The organism is Pantoea sp. RSPAM1 (assembly GCF_038816185.1).
In the GTDB taxonomy this organism is placed as follows: Bacteria; Pseudomonadota; Gammaproteobacteria; order Enterobacterales; family Enterobacteriaceae; genus Pantoea; species Pantoea ananatis.
In genome coordinates this window covers 2,215,557-2,236,958 of sequence record NZ_CP046137.1, presented here as the reverse complement: position 1 = coordinate 2,236,958, position 21,402 = coordinate 2,215,557, and the positions used below count along the sequence as shown (strand labels likewise).

General features: G+C 55.1%; 17 protein-coding genes and 1 pseudogene. 8 read left to right on the top strand and 10 right to left on the bottom strand.

Annotation, left to right across the window (positions count from 1 at the left end; all coding sequences use genetic code 11):
• The first annotated feature begins 355 nt into the window (after positions 1 to 355).
• A complete protein-coding gene (locus GKC68_RS11000) occupies positions 356 to 988 on the top strand; it encodes an acyl-homoserine-lactone synthase (protein ID WP_028724276.1) in 633 nt (210 codons plus the stop codon).
• Here the strand turns inward: GKC68_RS11000 and GKC68_RS10995 are convergent.
• Positions 960 to 1,709 (bottom strand): LuxR family transcriptional regulator, encoded by a 750-nt coding sequence (locus GKC68_RS10995; protein ID WP_028724275.1) that lies wholly within the window; start codon positions 1,707 to 1,709, stop codon positions 960 to 962. The two genes, GKC68_RS11000 and GKC68_RS10995, sit on opposite strands and share 29 nt — an antisense overlap.
• Positions 1,710 to 2,318: 609 nt before the next feature.
• Between GKC68_RS10995 and GKC68_RS10990 the strand changes: the two genes are divergently transcribed.
• Entirely contained in the window at positions 2,319 to 3,212 is an 894-nt protein-coding gene (locus GKC68_RS10990) for an SDR family oxidoreductase (RefSeq protein ID WP_028724274.1), read from the top strand.
• 58 nt (positions 3,213 to 3,270) lie between these two features.
• Here the strand turns inward: GKC68_RS10990 and ampC are convergent.
• A pseudogene (gene ampC, locus GKC68_RS10985) lies at positions 3,271 to 4,407 on the bottom strand (class C beta-lactamase).
• A 538-nt stretch (positions 4,408 to 4,945) separates the two neighbouring features.
• Complete coding sequence (locus GKC68_RS10980) at positions 4,946 to 6,127, bottom strand: glycosyltransferase family 4 protein (RefSeq protein ID WP_047715210.1); 1,182 nt, start codon at positions 6,125 to 6,127, stop codon at positions 4,946 to 4,948.
• Positions 6,128 to 6,387: 260 nt separating this feature from the next.
• Here GKC68_RS10980 and hpxO point away from each other — a divergent pair, with 260 nt between their 5' ends.
• Positions 6,388 to 7,545 (top strand): FAD-dependent urate hydroxylase HpxO, encoded by a 1,158-nt coding sequence (hpxO, locus tag GKC68_RS10975; RefSeq protein ID WP_047715211.1) that lies wholly within the window; start codon positions 6,388 to 6,390, stop codon positions 7,543 to 7,545.
• Between the two features lie 30 nt (positions 7,546 to 7,575).
• Here hpxO and dcp read toward each other — a convergent pair whose 3' ends face one another.
• From dcp to guaD, 5 genes are read right to left on the bottom strand one after another with little or no spacing between them, the layout of a single operon-like run.
• Positions 7,576 to 9,618 carry a peptidyl-dipeptidase Dcp gene (dcp, locus tag GKC68_RS10970; RefSeq protein WP_058705806.1) on the bottom strand — a complete coding sequence of 681 codons (2,043 nt, stop codon included), beginning with the start codon at positions 9,616 to 9,618 and terminating at the stop codon, positions 7,576 to 7,578.
• A gap of 48 nt (positions 9,619 to 9,666) precedes the next feature.
• Positions 9,667 to 10,455 carry a xanthine dehydrogenase accessory protein XdhC gene (gene xdhC, locus GKC68_RS10965; RefSeq protein WP_110145614.1) on the bottom strand — a complete coding sequence of 263 codons (789 nt, stop codon included), beginning with the start codon at positions 10,453 to 10,455 and terminating at the stop codon, positions 9,667 to 9,669.
• A complete protein-coding gene (xdhB, locus tag GKC68_RS10960) occupies positions 10,442 to 12,808 on the bottom strand; it encodes a xanthine dehydrogenase molybdopterin binding subunit (protein WP_342656847.1) in 2,367 nt (788 codons plus the stop codon). The genes xdhC and xdhB overlap by 14 nt, the downstream gene beginning before the upstream one ends.
• Complete coding sequence (gene xdhA / locus GKC68_RS10955) at positions 12,798 to 14,237, bottom strand: xanthine dehydrogenase small subunit (protein WP_342656846.1); 1,440 nt, start codon at positions 14,235 to 14,237, stop codon at positions 12,798 to 12,800. The genes xdhB and xdhA overlap by 11 nt, the downstream gene beginning before the upstream one ends.
• Complete coding sequence (gene guaD, locus GKC68_RS10950) at positions 14,234 to 15,562, bottom strand: guanine deaminase (protein WP_047715216.1); 1,329 nt, start codon at positions 15,560 to 15,562, stop codon at positions 14,234 to 14,236. The genes xdhA and guaD overlap by 4 nt, the downstream gene beginning before the upstream one ends.
• A gap of 372 nt (positions 15,563 to 15,934) precedes the next feature.
• On the opposite strand from guaD, the gene ydfG reads away from it, so the two are divergent.
• Positions 15,935 to 16,681 (top strand): bifunctional NADP-dependent 3-hydroxy acid dehydrogenase/3-hydroxypropionate dehydrogenase YdfG, encoded by a 747-nt coding sequence (gene ydfG, locus GKC68_RS10945; protein ID WP_014605789.1) that lies wholly within the window; start codon positions 15,935 to 15,937, stop codon positions 16,679 to 16,681.
• 28 nt (positions 16,682 to 16,709) lie between these two features.
• Here the strand turns inward: ydfG and GKC68_RS10940 are convergent, their stop codons facing one another.
• Positions 16,710 to 17,036, bottom strand: a complete 327-nt coding sequence (locus tag GKC68_RS10940; RefSeq protein ID WP_028724264.1) for a YnfA family protein — start codon at positions 17,034 to 17,036, stop codon at positions 16,710 to 16,712.
• 153 nt (positions 17,037 to 17,189) lie between these two features.
• On the opposite strand from GKC68_RS10940, the gene GKC68_RS10935 reads away from it, so the two are divergent.
• Both GKC68_RS10935 and GKC68_RS10930 read left to right on the top strand, forming a co-directional pair.
• Entirely contained in the window at positions 17,190 to 17,492 is a 303-nt protein-coding gene (locus GKC68_RS10935; protein WP_241492380.1) for a DUF1283 family protein, read from the top strand.
• Between the two features lie 45 nt (positions 17,493 to 17,537).
• Positions 17,538 to 17,834: a DUF1161 domain-containing protein gene (locus GKC68_RS10930; protein ID WP_028724263.1), complete on the top strand. Its 297-nt coding sequence runs from the start codon at positions 17,538 to 17,540 to the stop codon at positions 17,832 to 17,834.
• A 78-nt stretch (positions 17,835 to 17,912) separates the two neighbouring features.
• Here GKC68_RS10930 and GKC68_RS10925 read toward each other — a convergent pair whose 3' ends face one another.
• Positions 17,913 to 19,376: an MDR family MFS transporter gene (locus GKC68_RS10925; protein ID WP_110983171.1), complete on the bottom strand. Its 1,464-nt coding sequence runs from the start codon at positions 19,374 to 19,376 to the stop codon at positions 17,913 to 17,915.
• 378 nt (positions 19,377 to 19,754) lie between these two features.
• Here GKC68_RS10925 and GKC68_RS10920 point away from each other — a divergent pair, with 378 nt between their 5' ends.
• Together GKC68_RS10920 and GKC68_RS10915 are read left to right on the top strand one after the other, a co-directional pair.
• Complete coding sequence (locus tag GKC68_RS10920; protein WP_028724261.1) at positions 19,755 to 20,471, top strand: ABC transporter permease; 717 nt, start codon at positions 19,755 to 19,757, stop codon at positions 20,469 to 20,471.
• 16 nt (positions 20,472 to 20,487) lie between these two features.
• Positions 20,488 to 21,399: a glycine betaine ABC transporter substrate-binding protein gene (locus GKC68_RS10915; protein WP_028724260.1), complete on the top strand. Its 912-nt coding sequence runs from the start codon at positions 20,488 to 20,490 to the stop codon at positions 21,397 to 21,399.
• Positions 21,400 to 21,402 lie beyond the last annotated feature (3 nt).

Below are 21,402 nucleotides of genomic sequence, written 5' to 3'. Positions count from 1 at the left end.
TATTGATAACTTATCGATCGAGACAATGTTGATGAAATACTTTTGACACCAGGTAGGGTTACTTTGTTATAAGCCTGTAATGTTCTCATATAAAATCGCTATGACATGGCGAATATGTACCTTTGAAATAGTACAACCTTGTTACTATTTTTATTGTTTTCTGTTGCGTTATGGCAAATAATATCGCTTCAGGGAGAATTTTACCGCCCGAGTTGCGTTATCCTGCCCACTGAACGACTGAGCAGCCCTAATTTCAGATGAATAAAATGTTATTTAGCTGAACGTCAGAGTGAAAAGTTAGTAAAATCAGTACAGGATAGCCGTGAGGGCTGCAGTAACTTTTAGAGGAAATGGAATGCTTGAACTGTTTGACGTCAGTTATGAAGAGCTGCAAACCACACGTTCAGAAGAACTTTATAAGCTCAGAAAAAAAACTTTTAGCGACCGCCTGGGATGGGAAGTGGTGTGCAGTCAGGGCATGGAGTCTGATGAGTTTGATGGCCCAGGGACGCGTTATATTCTGGGTATCTGCGAAGGGCAATTAGTGTGCAGTGTCCGCTTTACCCGTCTGGATCGCCCCAATATGATTACCCACACCTTTCGTCACTGTTTTGACGACGTTCCCCTGCCCGCTTACGGCACCGAGTCCAGCCGTTTTTTTGTTGATAAAGCCCGCGCGCGCGAACTGCTGGGTGAGCACTATCCTGTCAGCCAGGTGCTGTTTTTGGCCATGGTGAACTGGGCGCAGAACAATGCTTATACGCATATCTACACGATAGTCAGCCGGGCAATGCTGAAAATACTTAAACGGTCCGGATGGCAAATCAGCGTGGTCAAAGAAGCTTTTCTGACGGAAAAAGAGCGTATTTATCTGCTGACGCTGCCAGCCGGGAAAGCCGATAAACAGCAGTTGGGTGGGGATATTGTTGCACGTACGGGCTGCGCGCCCGTCGCCGTCACTACCTGGCCGCTGACGCTGCCGGTCTGATAAGATCTAACTCAACACCCAGTCTGATAGCCTGTCGGGCGTTACTGACGCCCAGTTTAACCACCACATTTTTGATGTGAAATTTCACCGTGCTGACAGAAATGCCGGTAATGGCGGCAATCTCAGAGTAGGTTTTCCCCATACTCGCCCAGTACAACACTTCATTCTCACGCGAAGAAAAGATGGTTTTATCGGCGTTTTGATTCACCGTCGGTGCTCTTTCCGCTTCTGCGCCAGCCAGTCGATACATCTGCTCATTAAAATCGATCAGCAACATCTGCATCGTGCCCTGCTCTGAGGCAAGACGCTGTTCCAGTGCGGCCTGGTCGTTGCCTTTAATGATGACCGACAGCAACGCCAGGTTGTTCATATGGTCGTGGAGCACGTAGGTAAAGCCATTAACGATGTTGTATTGCTTCGATAATGAGAAAATTTTGGTAAACCGGAGATCGGACATCAATGTGATGTTCTCGTCCCAGGCAAAGGGTGAGGTGCGTTTAAAGGCGGTAAGGATAACCGGATCGGTTAACTGGAAGTTATTAGCACGGTATAACCTAACCCATTCGTCAGGATAACTGGAAATAATCAGAACATTTGAAGGATTTTTTTTGCTCACAACAGTGTAAGCGTACTCAGGACTGCCAAGCGGAGATAACTTTCTCTGTATGTAAGTCTGAAGCGTATCCGTTATTGTTTGATTTTCAAGAAAAAAAGAAAACATTCAGGCTCCATGCTGCTTCTTTTACTTAACGATGACATAACCTGCACTTTAGTACAGGTAAGATGATACTTAAGAATAACTTACAATGAATCATCCAGAGGTTACAATGGCTTCGAGTTGTTTAGCGGTAAAAAAAAACCTGACCTGCAAGGTCAGGTCGCTGAAACAGCCAACACCAGGGAAAAACTTTCCGGCCAGACTTCACAAACTATAAAGTGATGCTGGCCGGGACACTCATAGTAACATCTCAGAAACATTTGTACAAACATTTACCTTCACTATTCCCTATCTTATTTTCCGCTTTTGTCATACGCAATAATCTCATCTCTTCTTTCATGCCATAAGTGCTTTAATTCAATTCGTTAGCCTAAACTGTTCGTGTCGTCAGGGAACAGGATGCTCGCTTTCCGGCCTGATGGCGCTCACCCTGAAGGAAAAACCGACATAATCTGCTACTTCCGCTGCGCTTATCTGTAATATTGTCGGCAAAACCTCGTCATAAAGCCCGTTTTCATCTGCCAATACGGATTAAATTAGCTTTTGAATGTGACAAATATCACATCTGTGCCAGGCTTAAATTCTCTGACCACCCTGTTCAAGGAGTTCACTATGACGACGTCAAATAGCCACATTCAAGACCCGGATCGCTTTCCGAAGCCGCCGTTCAGGCAGCAGCCGCAGCAGGCACCCGGATTAGCCAGTGAGATGGATCCTGCCCCCGATCATGGTGAAAAAAGCTATCGTGGACATGGTCGCCTTACCGGCCGTAAAGCGCTGATTACCGGCGGCGACTCGGGTATTGGCCGTGCGGTTGCAATCGCCTATGCGCGTGAAGGTGCAGATGTGGCTATAAACTATCTGCCGGACGAGGAGTCCGATGCGGTTGAAGTGATTAAACTGATTGAAGCTGAGGGGCGTAAAGCTGTGGCTATCCCCGGCGATCTGCGTTCAGAAGCCTTTTGCCAGACGCTGGTTAAAGAAGCGGCCGAGAAGCTGGGTGGGCTGGATATTCTTGTCAACAACGCCGGACGTCAACAGTTTAATGAATCCATCCGTACGCTCAGCACAGAAGATTTCGATGCCACCTTTAAAACCAATGTCTATGCGCCATTCTGGGTAACGAAAGCCGCGCTGGCGTATTTACCGCGCGGGGCCGCTATCATTAACACCTCTTCCGTGCAGGCCTTTAAGCCCAGCGATATCCTGCTGGACTACGCGCAGACCAAAGCCTGTAACGTCGCCTTCACCAAAGCGCTGGCTAAACAGCTGGGTCCGGAAGGGATTCGCGTGAACGCGGTGGCACCGGGTCCGTACTGGACGCCACTGCAGCCGAGCGGCGGTCAGCCGCAGGAGAAAGTGGAACAGTTTGGCGCGGATGCCCCGCTGGGACGCCCCGGCCAACCTGTTGAGATCGCCCCACTCTACGTCACCCTTGCGTCGGACGAGTGCAGTTTTGCCTCTGGGCAGGTATGGTGCTCTGACGGAGGAACCGGAACGTTGTAAGCGTTTTTAACACGGCATGGCCGCACTGCGCGGCCATTTTTTTGCCTGATTTTCGGCATTACTGTAACGCGTCGAGAACCGCCGCTGCCGCCTTGATGCGTTCCGGATTGGGATAGTTTTTATTCGCCAGCATAACGATGCCGCTGTTGAGCTGAGGGACAAAAGCAATCTAGGCCCCAAACCCGTTTGTAGAGCCGGTTTTATGGATCCAACTGGCGCGGTTCGCAGGTTTTACCGGGTTCACCAGCGTGGCAGGCTGAGCCTCCAGCGCGGTTTTCGTGTCGCTGGCGTCGATGAGCGTTTGCGCCTTCACTGGCCACGGATAGATTTCCCATCCCAGCCCCTGAGAAAGTTGACCTGCCGTTAAATAGTGCGACTGTGCGGTGAGTATGCCGTTGCGTAAGACCGTATTGCCGGACGATAACCCATTGGGATTCGCATTGGCCTGCATAAAGGTCATCATGTCGCGCGCGGTGGACTTCACTCCATAGGTTTCTGCCGACAGCATTCCGGGAGAGACACGCACGGGCTGACCGTCTTTGTCGCCCCACGCATAGTCGAACATCATGGACGCCGGAACGGTATAAAAGGTGCGCGTGAGCCGCAAGGGTGTAAAGACGTTCTTCTGCATGGCTTCTTCAAACTCGCCCTTGACCATGAGATAACCCAGCAGGCCGAGACTGACATTGGAATATTGCCGCTGGATGCCTGGCGCGACACCGGGCTGCCACTGCTGCGCGTAACGGAGTAAGGAATCCTGATCGACCACGCGGGCAGGAAGCTGTAACGGCATGCCACCTGCGCTATAGGTGGCGAGGTGCACCATCCTGATCGCCTGCCACTGCGGGCCTTTTAGCGCGGGCCAGTACTTTTGTACCGGATCGTTCAGGCGAAGTTCGCTGTTACGTATCATCACGCCAGCCAGTACGCCGGTGAAGGTTTTGCTGACAGAACCGAGTTCAAACAGCGTATTTTCCGTCACCCGTCGATCGGAGGCGATATCCGCTACGCCAAAGTTCAGGTACTGCGGGCGGCCTTTATACAGTACCGCGACGGACATGCCAGGAATCCCCTGCTCCGCCATTAATGGCGTTATCACGTCCTTAACCCGCGAGGCGATCTCCTGTGAGGATAAATCCGTTGCGCTGCTGCTGGCGCTAAGGGCGACGAGTAATGCAGTAAAATATATTTTCATCAGCACTCATTCAGGTGACAGTTTATCAATTTGCGCGCAAGACTTCGCCCAATCGGTCGGCGATATCCGCGCGCGACCACGATCGCGACATTAACGCGGCCCGTAACACAAAAGCTGCCGGGCTGACAGTGTTAACTCACCGAGAGCCTGTAAATCCAACATCGCTTGACGCGGCTCAGGTTCGGCTCGATTAAGTGGGAATCCTCGCCCAGGGCGGGGAGCCGTCAATGACACTGAGCAGCGCATGATTGCACGCAAAGCTGCGCCTGGGTACTACAGGCACCGGAATTACGCGTATTACAATGAGATTGCTCAACATAACAGCGAGTCTGACAGCTGGAGAGATCACATTTTGCGGCGATGGGCATCAGTTGAGGAAGCGGCGCGCGCGACGGAAAGCGGTGTGCGGGTTGTGCCAGTGCGCTGCTGGCCATCAGGCAGGACAGCAGCAGAGCAAAAAGACATTTCATAACCGATCTCCAGAGATATGCGTCAGTAAAGTATGGTGACTCTGACGCGTAACGTCTGATAAATCTTGTTAAATTGAGAGCGCGGGCGGATGTTCAACACATTCCACAACGCCGCGACGATAAATATCGTTAAGTCGTACGCCGTACTGACGCGGGTCATGCTGCTGTTTAATGCGTAAAATTGAGCCTTCTCCCTTTTCCGTCAGGCTGGCCGGGTGCGCCAGAATGTCCAGCAGGGTCGATTTAATGCCGTCGATCAGCGCCCGGCGCAGGCGATCTTTATCGGCTTCGCTGTTAACCTGATATTCACGATCGTCATTCAGCTCGCCGCCGATCGTCCAGCCAGCACTGGCCGGATTGATTTCCGGCAAAGCACGCACATTACTGGTTAACACCGGACAGCCGCTCGCCTGCATCTCCAGCACGGAAAACCCGTAGGTTTCCTGCCAGGTCGGTAACAAGCCCAGGTCACTGTTCTGGAACAGTTTCAGGAGTGCCGGGTTTGCCATCTGCGTATGATGGGTAACGAAGCTCAGGCGGGAGATACGATCCTGGATAGTCCGGTAAAAAGCCTCGTCGTCCTGGAATTTACGGTGTGCCACGTTATAACGCTTAGTCAAATCGCCGATAAGCTGCACGTCAAGCTGTGAGGCATCGATCTGACCCGCTTCTGTGAGCTCACTCAGCGCCAGCACAATTTCGGCCCCGCCCTTGCGATAAAACTCATTGCCGACAAAGACCAGACGGATTTTGTCGCTGTGCCGCGCGCTTTTCTGCGGAGTAAAAAGCGTTTGTGGTGGATGCATCACCAGCGTTTTAGCCCGAATTTTCGCTGCCACATCCGGTTTAAACAGCTTCATCTGGATGTGCAGCGTCGCCTCTGAAATAGCAATCAGGCCGAAACAGTTATCTTTCAGCAAATAAGGGATGAGCTGTTTTAGCTCTGGATTGTCGTGTTTGGCCACGCCTGCTACCGGCAGAACGCGCGGCAACTCGGTTTCAAACGTCGCGACCCAGTTCATTTGCGTTATTGCCACTTCATTGAACAGATGGAGGATGTCGGGCTTCTGTCCCATTGCAAACGGGACAGGTAAGAAGACGAAACGTTTATTTTTTTTCAGTAAACGCGTACGCAGCGGATTGAGGAAATAGAAAACGTTACGCTTTTTCAGGTTAATGTAGTCGTTTTCCGGATTGACCAAAATATTGCGCTGCTCCGGATAGTGATTGTTACTTATGCCGATTTTCATAAAGGGTTCCGAAGTCGTGATGAGTGCGAACGTGATCTATATCACGCTGAATATGAAACAGATCATAGGTAACATCTTAAAAACACGTGGTTACTGTGGTTTACAGATTTCTCTGCACCCGACAGGTGCAGTCTGGTGCACAGTGACCGTGCATCTGCGCCATTATCATCCCTCATGCCCCCCATTGAGTCGCGCACTCCGCGCCTCTCGCTCCTGGTACAAAAGTTGCAAATAACTGATATGTGCACAGGAGATAACATATGAAAGCGATCGTCATTGGTGGCGGGATGGGTGGCATGACCGCCGCGCTGGCTCTGGAACAGGCAGGTTTCGACACTGAGGTTTTTGAGGCGGTCAAAACGATACGTCCCGTTGGTGCGGCCATTTCCGTGTGGCCTAACGGGGTAAAATGCCTTAATGCATTGGGACTGAAAGATAAAGTGCGCGCCCTTGGCGGCAACATGGCCTATATGGCCTATAAAGAGGCCTTTTCAGGTGACACCCTCACCCGTTTTAGCCTTTCCCCCCTGGTGCAGCAGGTGGGCGAGTTTCCCTACCCCATTGCCCGCGCCGAGCTTCAGGCCATGCTGCTGGATGCTTACGGCCGCCATCGGGTGAATTTTGGCAAGCGTATCGTGCAGGTGGAGCAGTATGCCAGCGGCGTGATCGCGACCTTCGAAGATAACAGTCAGGCCCAGGGTGACTTTCTGGTTGCAGCCGATGGCACGCATTCGGTTATTCGTGATTACGTCCTGGGGGAAAAACTGCCCCGCCGCTACGCAGGCTATGTGAACTGGAACGGCCTGGTCAGCGTTGATGAGTCCATCGCGCCTGCCGATCAATGGACCACCTTTGTGGGCGAGGGTAAACGCGTCTCTCTCATGCCGGTCAGCGGCAACCGCTTCTACTTCTTTTTTGATGTGCCGCTGCCCGCCGGGCTGGCGCAGGATCGTTCAACGATGCGGCACGATTTGCAGCACTACTTCAGCGGCTGGTCTGAACCGGTTCAGAAGCTTATCGCGGCAATTGATGTGGAAACCACTAATCGCGTGGAGATTCATGACATCGAACCTTTTCACCGCTTCGTAAAAGGCCGGGTAGTCTTGCTGGGCGACGCGGCACACAGCACCACGCCGGATATTGGTCAGGGTGGTTGCGCGGCAATGGAAGACGGGATTGTACTGGCCTCTGCCTTGTCTGCACATTCGCTTGGCATTGAGGATGCGCTGTTACGTTACCAGATGCGCCGCGTTGAACGCGTTAAGGATCTGGTGTTGAAAGCGCGTAAACGCTGCGACATCACGCATGCTAAAGATCCCCATCTGACATCGGCATGGTATCAGTCGCTGAAAACAGAAACGGGTGAACGGGTGCTGGCGGGACTGTGTGAAACCATTGAAGGCGGACCGCTGGGATAGTCAAAAAGGGCGGTATCACCGCCCTTTCGCTTATTCGGCTAAGCCGCGATTTTTTAGCATCGGTTCCAGTTGAGGTGCCCCGCCGCGCCAGGATTCATACAACGCTTTAAGATCGCTGCTGTTGCCCCGCGACAGGATTTTTTGCCGAAAGATGTCGCCATTTTCCCGGGTTAATCCGCCGTGTTCGACAAACCACTGGTAGCCATCGTCGGCCAGCATCTGGGTCCAGATATAGGCATAATAGCCGGCAGAATATCCCCCGCCCCAGATATGCTGAAAATAGCTGGAACGGTAGCGCGGTGGAACGGCGGCCAGATCAATACCATCGCTGTGTAAAGCCTGCTGTTCGAACGCGTCGACCGACTGCACCGGGGTTTTCCCTTCCAGGCTATGCCAGTGGAGATCCAGCAATGCAGCAGCCAGTAGCTCGGTCATCTCGTAACCTTTATTGAACTTGCCTGCTTTGATGATTTTTTCATGTAGCGCCGCTGGCATCGCCTCCCCGGTCTGATAGTGACGGGCGAAATGACGAAATACCTGTGGCTCACTGGCCCAGTGCTCGTTGATCTGCGATGGAAACTCGACAAAATCACGTGGCGTTTCCGTGCCGGAGAGGCTGGGATAGCGCTGGCTGGCAAACAAGCCATGCAACGTATGGCCAAACTCATGGAACAGCGTAATCACGTCATCCCAGCTGAGCAGTGCAGGCTCGCCGTTGGCGGGTTTGGTGTAATTACAGACGTTGTAAATCACCGGTTTCTCGTCAAGCAGCGTGGACTGGTTAACAAAGTTGCTCATCCATGCGCCGCCGCCTTTGCTGTCGCGCTTGAAAAAATCGGTATAGAACAGCGCCATTCCGCTGCCGTCGGTATCGAAGATTTCGTACACCTGAACATCGGGATGGTAAACCGGCAGGTCGTGACGTTGGGTAAACCGAATGCCATAAAGTTGAGTCGCGGCCCAGAATACGCCCTTTTCCAGCACGCTGTTCAGTTCAAAATAGGGTTTAATCTGGCTTTCATCGAGATCGTACTGCGCCCGGCGAACCTGCTCCGCGTAAAAGTTCCAGTCCCACGCGGCAAGGGTAAAATTCCCCTGCTGGCTGTCGATGGTTTGCTGAATGGCAGCGGCTTCGCGCTCGGCCCGCGCTCGGGCCGCAGGAACGATATTGCGCATAAACGCAAAGGCGGCATCGGGGGTTTTCGCCATCTGATCCTGAAGCTGCCAGGCGGCAAAGCTGGCAAACCCTAACAGCTTCGCCTGCTCTGCCCGCACCTGTGCCAGGCGCAGCACTAACGCTCGTGTGTCGTTATCATCGTTCTTCTCACTGCGCGTCATGGCGGCGTGGAACAGCGCCTGACGCGTCGGGCGCTCTTCCAGAGACTGCAGCGCAGGCTGCTGCGTGGTGTTTTGCAGCACCAGCAGCCAGGCATTCTCCAGGCCTCGTGCCGCTGCCGCCGCTTGAGCAACGGCCAGATCGGACGGGCTCAGCCCCGCTAACTGCTGCACGTCATTGACCACTAAACCGCCCGCCTTGGTTGCAGCAAGCAGCTTATTAGTAAACTGCGTACTCAGTCGCGCAGCCTCCTGATTCAGCGCCTTTAACTGCTGCTTCTGCGTTTCCGGCAGGTTGGCCCCCGCCAGTTGAAAGCGCTGCCACAGCACCTCGACCAGGCGTTTTGATTCAGCATCAAGCTGGTTGCGCTGCAAATAGACCTGGTCGATGCGTGAAAACAGCGGCCGGTTCAGCATTATTTCGTCGTTAAGCGCGGTAAGCTGTGGCGCAATATCCTCGTCAACCTGCTGTAAATAGGGGCTGGTGTGGGCAGAGGTCATCGCATTGAACACCAGGCTCACACGAGTCAACAGTTGACCGCTTTTCTCCAGGGCCTCGCAGGTATTCAAAAAGGTTGCCGCTTCCGGATTGGTTGCGATGGCCAGGACTTCCTGGCGCTTTTCTTCCATACCGGCCTGAAGCGCGGGCAGAAAGTCGGTTTCCTGAATCTGATCAAAAGGTGGCGTGTGATAAGGCAAGCTGCTGACGTTAAAAAAAGGATTTTGACGGGCGTTCATAGGCGCTCCTGGTGAACAACACAGAGTCTCATAGTGGCAGGTTGCCTCTTAGAGAACAACCTGACCGCGTTGTTGCTGATACACCGCGATGATTTCCCCGGCAATCGCAACGGCGATTTCGGCAGGCAGTTTCCCTTTCACATCGGGCAGGCCCATGGGGCAGCGTAAGCGCGCCAGCCGGTCTTCTGCAATGCCTTTGCCTTCGAGCCGGTAGCGAAAGCGCTGACTTTTCGTTTGCGAACCGATCACGCCCACGTAGCGGAAATCACCGCGCCGCAGAATCGCCTCACACAGCGCAAGATCCAGCGGATGATGGTGCGTCATCACAATATAATAGCTCCCCGCCGCCGCCGCGGCCACGCAGTCCAGGGGATCGTCGGGCTGTTGGACGCTGACGCCGGGTGGCACAGAGGCAAACTGATTGTCCCGACCGTCAATCCAGTTAACGTGACAGGGTAACGTGGCCAGCAGGCTGACCAGCGCCTGCCCGACGTGGCCCGCGCCAAAGACCAGGATTTCTGGCTGCGCCTGCATCAGGGGTTCAAACAGAATGGTGGTCATCCCGCCGCAGCACTGGCCTAATCGAGCGCCCAGGCTGTAGTCTTCGGTATGAGGACGACGCTCTCCGCTTTCCAACATCGCGCGCGCCTGGGCAATGCACTGAAACTCAAGATGGCCGCCACCGATGGTCAGAAAACTTTCGTTGGCCGTCACCACCATCTTCGCGCCGCCGTCACGCGGGACTGAACCCCGATCGCGCAACACGGTAATCAGCACGCAGTGCTGCCGCTTCTGGCGCAGGTTGTGCAAAATCGCTATCCAGTCATGATAAATCATGGGGGCCTCCCGCCATGCGCTGGACGCCCCAGAATACTCGCTCCGGCGTAGCGGGCGCGTCCAGCGCGGGATGCCGACGATAGTCGGCAACGCTGGCTACCGCATCCTGTAACGCACACCAGGCGGCTATCCCCAGCATAAACGGCGGTTCACCCACGGCTTTGGAATGAAACACCGTGTCCTGCGGATTTTTGCGGTTTTCTACCAGCGTAACTCGCATATCGGCCGGTACGTCAGCGATCGCCGGGATTTTGTAACTCGCGGGACCGTCGGTCATCAACTGTCCCTTGTCATTCCAGACCAGTTCCTCACAGGTCAGCCAGCCCAGCCCCTGGACAAAGCCGCCCTCTACCTGGCCAATATCGATGGCCGGATTCAGCGACGCGCCCACGTCGTGCAAAATATCCGCCCGCAGCAGCCGGTATTCGCCTGTCAGCGTGTCCACAATGACTTCACAGCAGGCTGCGCCATAGGCGAAGTAGTAAAAAGGTTCGCCACGACCGGCCTGACGATCGTAATGGATGCCGGGAACGCGATAATAGCCCGTCGCCGATAGCGGTACCTGATTTAGCCAGGCAAGCTGCGCGACCTGGGCGAAGGTGTAATAGTGCCCGGCAGCCCGGACGATACCGTTACTGAACACCACCGCCTCTGGCTCACATTCGTGCAGCGTACACAGCATGGTCGTCATGCGCTCACGCAATATCTCGGCGGCATTTTGTGCCGCTTTGCCGTTGAGATCTGTGCCACTGGACGCCGCCGTGGGCGACGTGTTAGGGACTTTTCCGGTATCGGTGGCGGTGATCTGAATACGATCGACCTCGATTTGCAGCACCTGCGCCACAATCTGCGCCACCTTGGTGTTAAGCCCCTGACCCATTTCCGTTCCGCCGTGGTTGAGCTGCACCGTGCCATCGGTGTAGATCAGAATCAGCGCTCCGGCCTGATTGAGGAAGCTGGAGGTAAATGAAATGCCAAATTTAACCGGCGTCAGCGCCAGCCCGCGTTTCAGTACCGGACTGCTGGCATTGAAGGCTGTGATTGCCGCGCGGCGCGCATCATAGTCACTGCTGGTTTCCAGTTGCGCCGTAATCTCATCCAGCAGGTTGTCTTTCACCTGCTGATGGTAATGGGTGATATTGCGTTCGTTCTTGCCGTAGTAGTTGCGTTTTCGCAGCGTTAGCGGATCCAGACCGCGCTCGCGGGCGATATGATCCATGATCTGCTCAATCGCCACCATGCCCTGCGGCCCGCCAAAGCCGCGAAAAGCGGTATTTGACGCGGTATTGGTGCGACAGCGGTAGCCGGTGATGCGCGCATCACCGAGATAGTAGGCGTTATCGGCATGAAACATGGCCCGATCCACTATCGATCCGCTCAGATCGAGCGAGTAGCCGCAGTTACCGGCAAGATCGATTTTCACCCCACACAGCCGGCCATCGTCTTCAACGCCCACATCATAGCGCACGTAAAAAGGATGTCGCTTGCCGGTTATCCGCATGTCATCGCGTCGGGCCAGGCGCATTTTAACCGCCCGGCCGGTCAGGCCTGCCGCGACGGCGCACAGGCAGGCCACGCCCGCCGCCTGGGTTTCTTTACCGCCAAAACCGCCACCCATTCGGCGCATATCAATCGTGACCTTGTTCATGCTGATGCCCATGACCTCTGCCACCAGCTTTTGGACCTCCGTGGGGTTTTGCGTGGAGCAGAACACCTGCAGCGCGTCGTCCTCACCCGGGATCACCATAGCCGTCTGGGTTTCCAGATAGAAGTGTTCCTGCCCGCCAATATGAAACGCGCCCTGTATGCGGTGCGGCGCACGGGCCAGCGCCGCCTCGACGTCGCCGCGCTGGTGGATATGGGGCTCCTGCACAAAACTGCCCTGCAGCAGTGCCTGTTCTACATCCAGCAGCGCAGGCAATACCTCATATTCGATCACTGCCGCCATCGCGCCCTGTCGGGCCGCATCCGGCGAGTCGGCCAGCACGGCAATAATAATTTGCCCAACATAGTCGACGCAGTCCTCAGCCAGCAGCGGGTCGCCGGGCTGCAGCGGGCCGACATCGTTGACGCCGGGCACGTCCTGCCAGGTGAGGACGCGGACGACGCCGGGAACGTCGTAGCACGGCTGGACATCAACGTGAGTGATACGGGCATGGGCATGATCGCTCAGGCGAGGACAGAGATGCAGCAGACCGGGCTGCTCCGCTTTGTCATCGATATATATCGCCTCGCCGGACACGTGTTTATCGGCGCTTTCATGCTTATTGCTACGCCCCACGCCGCTGCGGATGTCGCGCGCATGAGCAAGGGGTAATGCTGAATCGGGCAGAGCCGGACGATTATGGGACATAGCGGCTTACCTCAGTCAGGGACAATCCGTTGAGACGGTAAAAGTAACGGCGCAGCAGGTTGCTCGCCACCTGCAGGCGATAACCGGCGCTGGCGCGAAAGTCGCTGAGCGGCTCAAAGGTTTCTTCCAGCGCCTGACAGGCCGTGGCTATTGTTTGTGCGGTTAAGGCCGATCCAATCATGGCCTGCTCACAGCCTGTGGCGCGCACCGGCGTTGCCGCCATCCCGCCAAAGGCAATGTGTGCCGCCGTCACAATGCCGTTATCGGTTTGAATATTGAAAGCGGCAAACACGGCTGAAATGTCGTCATCCAGCCGTTTAGAGACCTTCCAGGCAACAAAATCTGGTGACACCGTCACTTTTGGAATAATGATGGTATGGATAAACTCACCGGGTTGCAGCACGGTCTGCCGGTAGCCGGTAAAAAACGTGCTGAGGGGTAAAGTGCGTTGCGTGTCGCCCTTCTGCAGCAGCAGAGAGGCGTTTAATGCCAGCAGCGTTGGCGAGGCATCGCCAATCGGGGAAGCATTAGCAAGGTTACCGCCCAGTGTGCCAAGCTGGCGAATTTGCAGCGAGGCAAAACGCGTCAGCATCTCCGTCACGCCCGGAATGCGCGTCGCCATAAACGCAGCGACCTGCTCGAGCGAGGCGGCGGCACCCAAGTGATAGGATGCGTCGTCCTCATAACAGTGTTTCAGTGCATCCACCTGCCCCAGCGCAATCATCACTGGAATGCCCTGGTAGCGTTGGGTAATCAGCAGGCTCAGGTCCGTGCCGCCCGCCAGTAACGCGGCATCGGGGTGCGCGACACAGAGCGCAGCGAGCTGCGCGACGGTGGTGGGAAGATAACAGTGACGGCCTTTGTCCTGAATCACCCGGACCGCCTGATTCTCCAGGGCGCGCAGGCGCTCAACCACGCGCTGCTCACACCGATCAAAGCTGTCCGGCTGGGCCTGCGTCACCACCTGCTCGGCCGCCGCCATAATGGAACGATAACCGGTGCAGCGACACAGGTTACCGGCCAGCGCATGCTCTGCCTGCTGCCGGTCCCAGCCTCTGTGATTTTTTTGCAGACTGAACAATGACATCACAAAGCCCGGCGTGCAGAAACCACACTGCGAGCCATGACAGTCCACCATCGCCTGCTGAGCCGGATGCAGGGTTTTCCCCTCACGTAAATCTTCGACGGTGATGAGCTGCCTGCCCTGTAATCCACTCACCAGCATCAGGCAGCTGTTAACGGTCTGATAGTGCAACCTGCCGTCCACCACGCTGCCCAGCGTGACGCTGCAGGCACCGCAGTCGCCGGACGCACAGCCCTCCTTGGTGCCACAGCGACGCTGATGCGTGCGCAGATAAGAGAGTACCGTCAGATTGGGATCGATACGTTCTTCTGTGACGAGCTGGTCATTAAGCAGAAACTGAATCATGCGGCATTCTCCCTTGTGGTGGATTGCCAGACCGGTCGGCCGTTAACCCACGTTTCTACAATGTTTCTGTCATCACCCAGCGTCATCAGGACGAACAGTTTTTCCCAGATATCCTTGCAGTTCCCCATACGCAGCTTTTGCAGCGCCGATACGGCGGGATCCAGCACGACAAAGTCAGCTTCTTTACCTGGTGCAAAATTACCGATGTGCTGGTCAAGATCCAGCGCCCGGGCCCCGCCCAACGTGGCATGGTAAAAGGCTTCTGCAGCACTCAGCCTGTATTGCTGTAGCTGGCCGACCTTGTAAGCCTCGCCCAGCGTTTGCAGCATATTAAAGGTGGTTCCGGCGCCAACATCGGTGCCGATGCCCACTTTGATGCCCTGCTGCCAGCTGCGCTTGATATTAAACAGGCCGCTTCCTAAAAACAGGTTTGAGGTCGGGCAAAAGGCAATGGCGGAATCCGTATCGTGCAGACACTGCCATTCATGATTTTCCAGATGCAGGCAGTGTGCAAAGACGCTTCGCCGGCCGGTCAGCCGATAGTGGTGGTAAACGTCCAGATAGCCATTGCGTTCGGGAAACAGCGCGTTGACCCAGGCTACTTCCTGTGGGTTTTCGCTGAGGTGCGTGTGGAGCCAGACATCCGGGTAAGCCGTGCGCAGCGCCTGCACTTTCTCTAACAGGTCTGGTGACGAGGTGGGCGCAAAACGCGGCGTCAGGGCATAGCTCAGTCGTCCACGGCCGTGCCAGCGCTCAATCAGATCGCGGGAATGTTGGTAGCTTTCTTCCGGCGTTTCGGTGAGGTAATCAGGCGCATTGCGATCCATCATGACTTTACCGGCGATGATGCGCATCTCAAGCGCTTCGGCCGCGCTAAAAAGCGCCTCTACCGACTGCGGATGCACCGTGCCAAAAACCAACGCACTGGTGGTGCCGTTAGCCAGTAGCTGATGGAGAAAAAACGCTGACATTTGCGCGGCATGCTCGGCACAGCGGTACTGCCTCTCCACCGGAAACGTATACTGGTTCAGCCATTCGAGAAGCTGCTCACCATAGGCGCCGATCATTTCTGTTTGCGGGTAATGAATGTGGCAGTCGACAAAACCGGGCAGGATCAGCTTGCCGCGCAGATCGATAGCGCGCTCTGCTGCCTGACTGCTGCTGACATCACACCAGGGGTGCAAACCCACTACGCGGCCCTCACGCAGAATGAGCAGACCATCTTCGATATAACGCGCCTGAGACAGAATAGCCTCAGGCGCGTTCGCCACCGCGGCAAAATCAAAAAAACTGGCACGAATTGCCGTGTCCTGGCATGTAGACATATCGTTTCCTCTTACCGGGCGCCTGATGTTGTCGCCCTGTTCATCTCGTACTCGTTTATAATACTTAGCAAGACGCATGCCAGATTTATTTCTAATAAATTACTTTATTATCAATGGCTTATTAAATTTATCCTGTTGCGCAACGCTTTCGCTGACAAAATCGCCACGCAATCGGTTGCTCATCTGACGCAATCGGTTGCCAGTAAAAATGCACTCTGCCAGGTTACCTTGCTGCCCCGTTCTCTGCACAATTTCGGGGCAGCGTGCGCTAAAAGCGCGCAAAAGCGCCTCACCACGGAATTCAGCGGACACAGGCTAAAATGCCGTGATAAGGTGAAGAGACATCACGAAACTGGAAGAGGGAAAAGTGAGATGATTATTTTTGTTACGGGGGCCACAGCCGGTTTTGGCCAAAGTATTACCCGCCGATTCATCGAAACAGGTCACAAGGTTATTGCCAGTGGACGTCGTGCTGAACGCCTGAAGGCGCTGAAAACGGAGTTGGGTGAGAATCTGTATACCGTACAGTTAGATGTGCGTAACCGGGCATCGATTGAAGAGGCTATCACACAGCTGCCTGCCGAGTGGCGCAATATCGATGTCCTGGTGAATAACGCCGGTCTGGCATTGGGCATCGAACCCGCGCACCGGGCAGATGTGAACGACTGGGAAAATATGATCGACACCAATACCAAAGGGCTGGTCTACATGACGCGCGCGGTTTTGCCTGCCATGGTGGAGCGTAACGTCGGTCACATCATTAACATTGGTTCGATTGCCGGCAGCTGGCCTTATGCCGGGGGCAACGTTTATGGCGCCACCAAAGCCTTTGTGCGCCAGTTCAGCCTTAACCTACGCACCGATTTACACGGTACGGCCCTGCGTGTGACCGATATTGAGCCGGGCCTGGTCGGCGGCACGGAGTTTTCTAACGTGCGCTTTAAAGGGGACGATGGCAAGGCCGAACAGGTCTACGAGGGCGCCACGGCCCTGACGCCTGAAGACGTTACCGAAGCTGTTTACTGGGTAGCCACGCTGCCGAAGCACGTCAACATCAATACGCTTGAGATGATGCCCGTCAGCCAGACGCTGGCAGGGCTGAAAGTGCATAAACCCTGACCGATAAGCCAGCCGCCAGGGCTGGCTTTTACGCTTTGCCCCATCCCGCTACGATAATCAGCATGCCGCTCAGCGCAATCAGCGCACCACTCCAGTCCCAGGCGCTCAGCCTGACACCTTCGACCACCCGCAGCCAAAGCATGGCCGTCAGCACATAGACGCCGCCGTACGCCGCGTAAACCCTGCCGCTGGCCGCAGGATGTAAGGTCAGCAACCAGACAAATAACCCGAGGCTCAATGCGGCAGGCAACAACAGCCACATGGACGCCCCCTTCTTTAGCCACAGCCACGGTAGAAAACAGCCGATGATTTCCGCCAGCGCGGTGATAAAAAACAGCAGCGTGGTTTTAAGCAACACAATAATCTCTCAGACAGGTAAACAACATGCACACAACTGGTGAGCAAGTAATCGGCAATGGTATACTATTCTCATTTGATGCAATAGTTTTACCCAAGAGTAAAACAGTGTTAACCGAAGGATATTACGATGAAAAAATTGGTTCCGGTTATGATGGTGGCCCTGCTGTCTGCCACCGCGATGCGTGTCAGTGCGAACACCGAACACGTGATTATTGAAAACGGCAGCAGCGCATTGAGCAACGAGGCGGCACGCCAGAGTAAAGAGCAGTGGAATGATACACACATGCTCCGCAACAAAGTGAACAGCCGGGTTGAGAAAGAATTTGATAAAGCCGATCGTGCATTCGACACGCGCGACAAATGTGAACAGAGCGCTAATCTGAATGCCTATTGGGAGCCCAATACGCTGCGCTGCTTAGACCGCCGCACGGGCCGCCCGGTATTGCCGTAAATTTCGGCTATAGTAATGACTGACGCATGACAAAAGGAAAGAGTTATGAAGATCAAGAGTGCATTACTGACAGTGACGTTCTTAGCCTTCCCCCTGCTGGCTCAGGCATCCTGCGAATCTGTAAAAGCGGATATCAGCCAGAAAATCATTCAAAACGGCGTGCCCGAATCCGGCTTCAGCCTGGATGTGGTCGCCAACGATCAGGTTGATCAGGCTGGCGGTCAGGTCGTCGGCCATTGTGATAACGACACACAGAAAATTGTTTATAAAAAGCTGGGCCGTGATGAGGGCGCCTCTGTGCCCGACAGCGCAGGCAGCTCACAAGACTCTTCTACACAATAATGTTCAGGGCGACAATGGTGTCGCCCTGTCTCTTGCTGGCCCTTCTTTCTCTGCCCATCACGCCTGAGGTTCAACGCTTTATTCCGTTTGTTGCGGCTGCTGGCGCGGCATCTTCCACGCCACCCACAGGGTGAGGAACGCAATGACCAGCGCCACAATAAAGACCCAATGTATCGATGCGGCTATTGCCTGCAGCATCGTCTGAAGCACGTCCGGTGCCAGGCGGTCGCGCGTTTCCTGCGACATGACTTGCTGAACCGGATCCTGCGCATGGGGCAACCGCCATTGCAGGTTCAGGTTAAGCACCGCGCCCATCACCGCTGTCCCCAGCGCCGATCCAATCATACGGCTAAACATGACTGACGCTGTACAGATGCCCTGCACGTTAAAGTCGGCATGATTCTGGACAGATACCAGAAATGTCGTGCTGGTCATTCCCATGCCGGTTCCGATGACGAAGGCTGTCAATCCGGCCTGGAACAGCGTGCTTTCTGTGTGCAACAGCAGTAACAAGGCGCTGCCGCTAATTAACAACAGTGCGCCCAGCTGCGCTGTAAAACGGTAGGAGGTCAACAGCATCAGACGACCACTTAGCGTACTGGCCAGCGGCCAGCCGACAGACATCATAGCCAGCGCTGTCCCGGCCTGAAGCGGCGATCCGCCGGTCACGCCCTGAATCCAGGTCGGCAGAAAAGCGCTGACGCCCATCATGGTGGCACCAATGATGAAGTTGCCGAGATTGCCCGCGATGATCAGGGGGCTCTTCCACAGGCTGAGCGGGAACAGCGGCGAGCGGGTGCGCTGCTCATGACGGGTTAACTGCCAGCCAGCCACCAGGCCAATGGCTAAGAACAGCAGCAGCCAGTAGCCAAGCTGCTCCGCCTGCAGTAGCGCAATCAGAACGGCGCTGATACACAACGTGAGCCAGCCGCTCCCTGTCAGATTCAAAGACTGCGAGGGTTGGGTCTGCGTATAGGCAGGCAGCAAGGCTGCCAGCATCAGCATGCTGACGATGCCGATCGGTACGTTGACCCAGAAGATGACGGACCAGCTAAAGTGCTGGACCAGCCAGGCACCGGACAGCGGACCGACAATCGCCGCAACGCCCCAGACGCTGGACAACCAGCCCTGCACGCTGGCGCGTTCCCGGGGGGAATAGATGTCTGCCACGATGGTGGAACTCAGCGGCATGATCGCGCCTGCCCCCAGCCCCTGAAATGCCCGGAAAACAATCAGCCAGAGCATCGTGTGGGCGAAACCGCAGAGCACCGATCCGCTAAGGAAGATCGCGATGCCCAGAAAGAGCATTTTTTTGCGGCCCCACAGGTCCGCCAGCCGGCCATAGAGCGGCACGCTCACCGCCTGCGTAAGGAGATAGACAGAGAAAACCCAGCCAAACTGCGAAAAACCGCCGAGATCGGCCACAATAGTGGGCATTGCGGTCGCCACAATCGTGACTTCAATCGCAGCCATAAACATGGCAAGCATGCAGGCAAATAGAATCCAGTGGCGACGGCGAGGTGCGGAGGTGCTGTTGGTCATGATGCTCCCTTTTTTGTCTTCTAAGGCTAGCGCATATTTCACCAGACAGGAACCGATTCAATCCATTATGTGACACTGTCACTTAAAAAAAGCCTTGTCAGGTCGTTTCACTCTGAAACCAGTTGCGGTAAGGGCTTGGACGTTTTTGGGCTCAGGCTATCTTCCTGATTTTTCCGATAAAAGCTGGCGCGCTCCGCTTACCACTGCTATAGAAATAAAGCGGTATTTTCCGCACTTGGTGAAATTACGCAGAAAAATCACTGCGGTTTGCCGCATTTAGCGACCGGCATGGTTTTGGAAGTGGCGCTGAAAATAGCCACTTTTGTCATGCTGGTTTAGGTAGCTATAACAACAGATCCGTAAACAGGGAGAAACCGTATGCATAACGCTTCACTGGGCCGGCGTGCCGGTCTGGCACTGCTGGCTGTGGTCGCAGTGGCAGGTGCGCTGGTATGGGGGCTTGGCTGGGATACGCTGGTCGCCCGCAAAGACGATCTGATTTACCTCGGACAGCAGCACCTGTTTCTGGTGTTTTGGTCCATGTTGTTCGCCCTGCTGGTCGGTATACCCAGCGGTATTCTACTCAGCCGCCCTTTTGCCCGGCGCTGGGCGGAATATGTCATGCAAATCTTTAACGTCGGCAATACGCTGCCTCCTCTTGCCGTTCTGGCGCTGGCGATGGTTATCATTGGCATTGGTGATAAGCCCGCTCTGGTCGCGCTGTTTCTGGCATCACTGCTGCCCGTCGTCCGTAACACCTACTCCGGACTCAGCGCCGTACCGCCTTCGTTGATCGAAGCCGCGAACGGCATCGGCATGACCAAATGGCAGCGCTTACGTCAGGTTGAGATCCCTAACGCCCTGCCGGTGATTCTTGCGGGCGTGCGCATTGCCACCGCCATTAACGTGGGCACCGCCCCGCTCGCCTTCCTGATTGGCGCCAGCAGCTTCGGCGAACTGATTTTCCCCGGCATTTATCTTAATGACTTCCCTGTGCTTATCCTGGGTGCCGTTGCTACGGCGCTGGTTGCACTGGTGCTGGATATGCTACTGGCGTCACTAGGGCGCTACCTGAGTCCGCACGCTGCGGCATAACGATAAGGGGTTTGTAATGCTAACGCGCTGGATTAAGAGCTCTACCCTGGCACTGGTGGCCTCACTGGCACTCAGCCAAAGCGTGCAGGCGGCCACGCCGCTGGTGCTCGCGACAAAAAGCTTTACCGAGCAACATATTCTTTCGGCCATGACGGTTATGTGGCTGCAAAAGAAAGGCTTTGAGGTTATCCCGAAACGCAACATCGCCACCACCATCAGTCGTAATGCCATGATTAACAAGCAGATCGACATGACCTGGGAATACACCGGCACCTCTCTGATTATCTTCAACCATATTAATAAACCGATGTCCTCACAGGAGGCATACCAGACCGTTAAAAATCTGGACGGCAAACTGGGCCTTATCTGGCTCAATCCCGCCCCGATGAATAACACCTATGCCTTTGCCATGCAGCGCGCGCGCGCGGAAAAAGAAGGGATTTCGACGCTGTCGCAACTGGTGGCCAAAATGGATCAGGTGCGTAAAACAGACCCGAAACATAACTGGCGACTCGGGCTGGACCTGGAGTTTTATGGCCGTTCAGACGGCATGAAGCCACTGCAGAAGACTTACAACCTGACGCTCGACAGGCCACAGATTCGCCAGATGGATCCGGGGCTGGTCTATAACGCCGTGCGCGATGGTTTTGTGGATGCCGGCCTGATCTACACCACGGACGGGCGTGTCAAAGGTTTCGATCTCAAGGTGCTTGAAGACGATAAACACTTTTTCCCCAGCTACAACGTGACGCCGGTCGTGCGTCAAGACGTGCTGGCGAGCCATCCCGGTCTTGAAGCCGCCCTGAATCAGCTTTCCCCGCTGATCACCGATGAGGCTATTACCGAGATGAACAAGCGCGTAGACATCGATCACCAGTCGCCTGAACAGGTTGCGCGCGATTTCCTTCAATCCAAAAACATGCTGTAAGGA

Bases quoted from the DNA above. Each gene is read 5' to 3' on its own strand.
- hpxO (WP_047715211.1), top strand. From the start codon at position 6,388: ATGAAAGCGATCGTCATTGGTGGCGGGATGGGTGGCATGACCGCCGCG.
- GKC68_RS10925 (WP_110983171.1), bottom strand. From the start codon at position 19,376: ATGACCAACAGCACCTCCGCACCTCGCCGTCGCCACTGGATTCTATTT.
- ydfG (WP_014605789.1), top strand. From the start codon at position 15,935: ATGATTATTTTTGTTACGGGGGCCACAGCCGGTTTTGGCCAAAGTATT.
- GKC68_RS10995 (WP_028724275.1), bottom strand. From the start codon at position 1,709: ATGTTTTCTTTTTTTCTTGAAAATCAAACAATAACGGATACGCTTCAG.
- xdhA (WP_342656846.1), bottom strand. From the start codon at position 14,237: ATGATTCAGTTTCTGCTTAATGACCAGCTCGTCACAGAAGAACGTATC.
- GKC68_RS10980 (WP_047715210.1), bottom strand. From the start codon at position 6,127: ATGAAAATCGGCATAAGTAACAATCACTATCCGGAGCAGCGCAATATT.
- GKC68_RS10915 (WP_028724260.1), top strand. From the start codon at position 20,488: ATGCTAACGCGCTGGATTAAGAGCTCTACCCTGGCACTGGTGGCCTCA.
- guaD (WP_047715216.1), bottom strand. From the start codon at position 15,562: ATGTCTACATGCCAGGACACGGCAATTCGTGCCAGTTTTTTTGATTTT.
- GKC68_RS10930 (WP_028724263.1), top strand. From the start codon at position 17,538: ATGAAGATCAAGAGTGCATTACTGACAGTGACGTTCTTAGCCTTCCCC.
- GKC68_RS10990 (WP_028724274.1), top strand. From the start codon at position 2,319: ATGACGACGTCAAATAGCCACATTCAAGACCCGGATCGCTTTCCGAAG.
- GKC68_RS10935 (WP_241492380.1), top strand. From the start codon at position 17,190: ATGATGGTGGCCCTGCTGTCTGCCACCGCGATGCGTGTCAGTGCGAAC.
- GKC68_RS11000 (WP_028724276.1), top strand. From the start codon at position 356: ATGCTTGAACTGTTTGACGTCAGTTATGAAGAGCTGCAAACCACACGT.
- xdhC (WP_110145614.1), bottom strand. From the start codon at position 10,455: ATGATTTATCATGACTGGATAGCGATTTTGCACAACCTGCGCCAGAAG.
- dcp (WP_058705806.1), bottom strand. From the start codon at position 9,618: ATGAACGCCCGTCAAAATCCTTTTTTTAACGTCAGCAGCTTGCCTTAT.
- GKC68_RS10920 (WP_028724261.1), top strand. From the start codon at position 19,755: ATGCATAACGCTTCACTGGGCCGGCGTGCCGGTCTGGCACTGCTGGCT.
- xdhB (WP_342656847.1), bottom strand. From the start codon at position 12,808: ATGTCCCATAATCGTCCGGCTCTGCCCGATTCAGCATTACCCCTTGCT.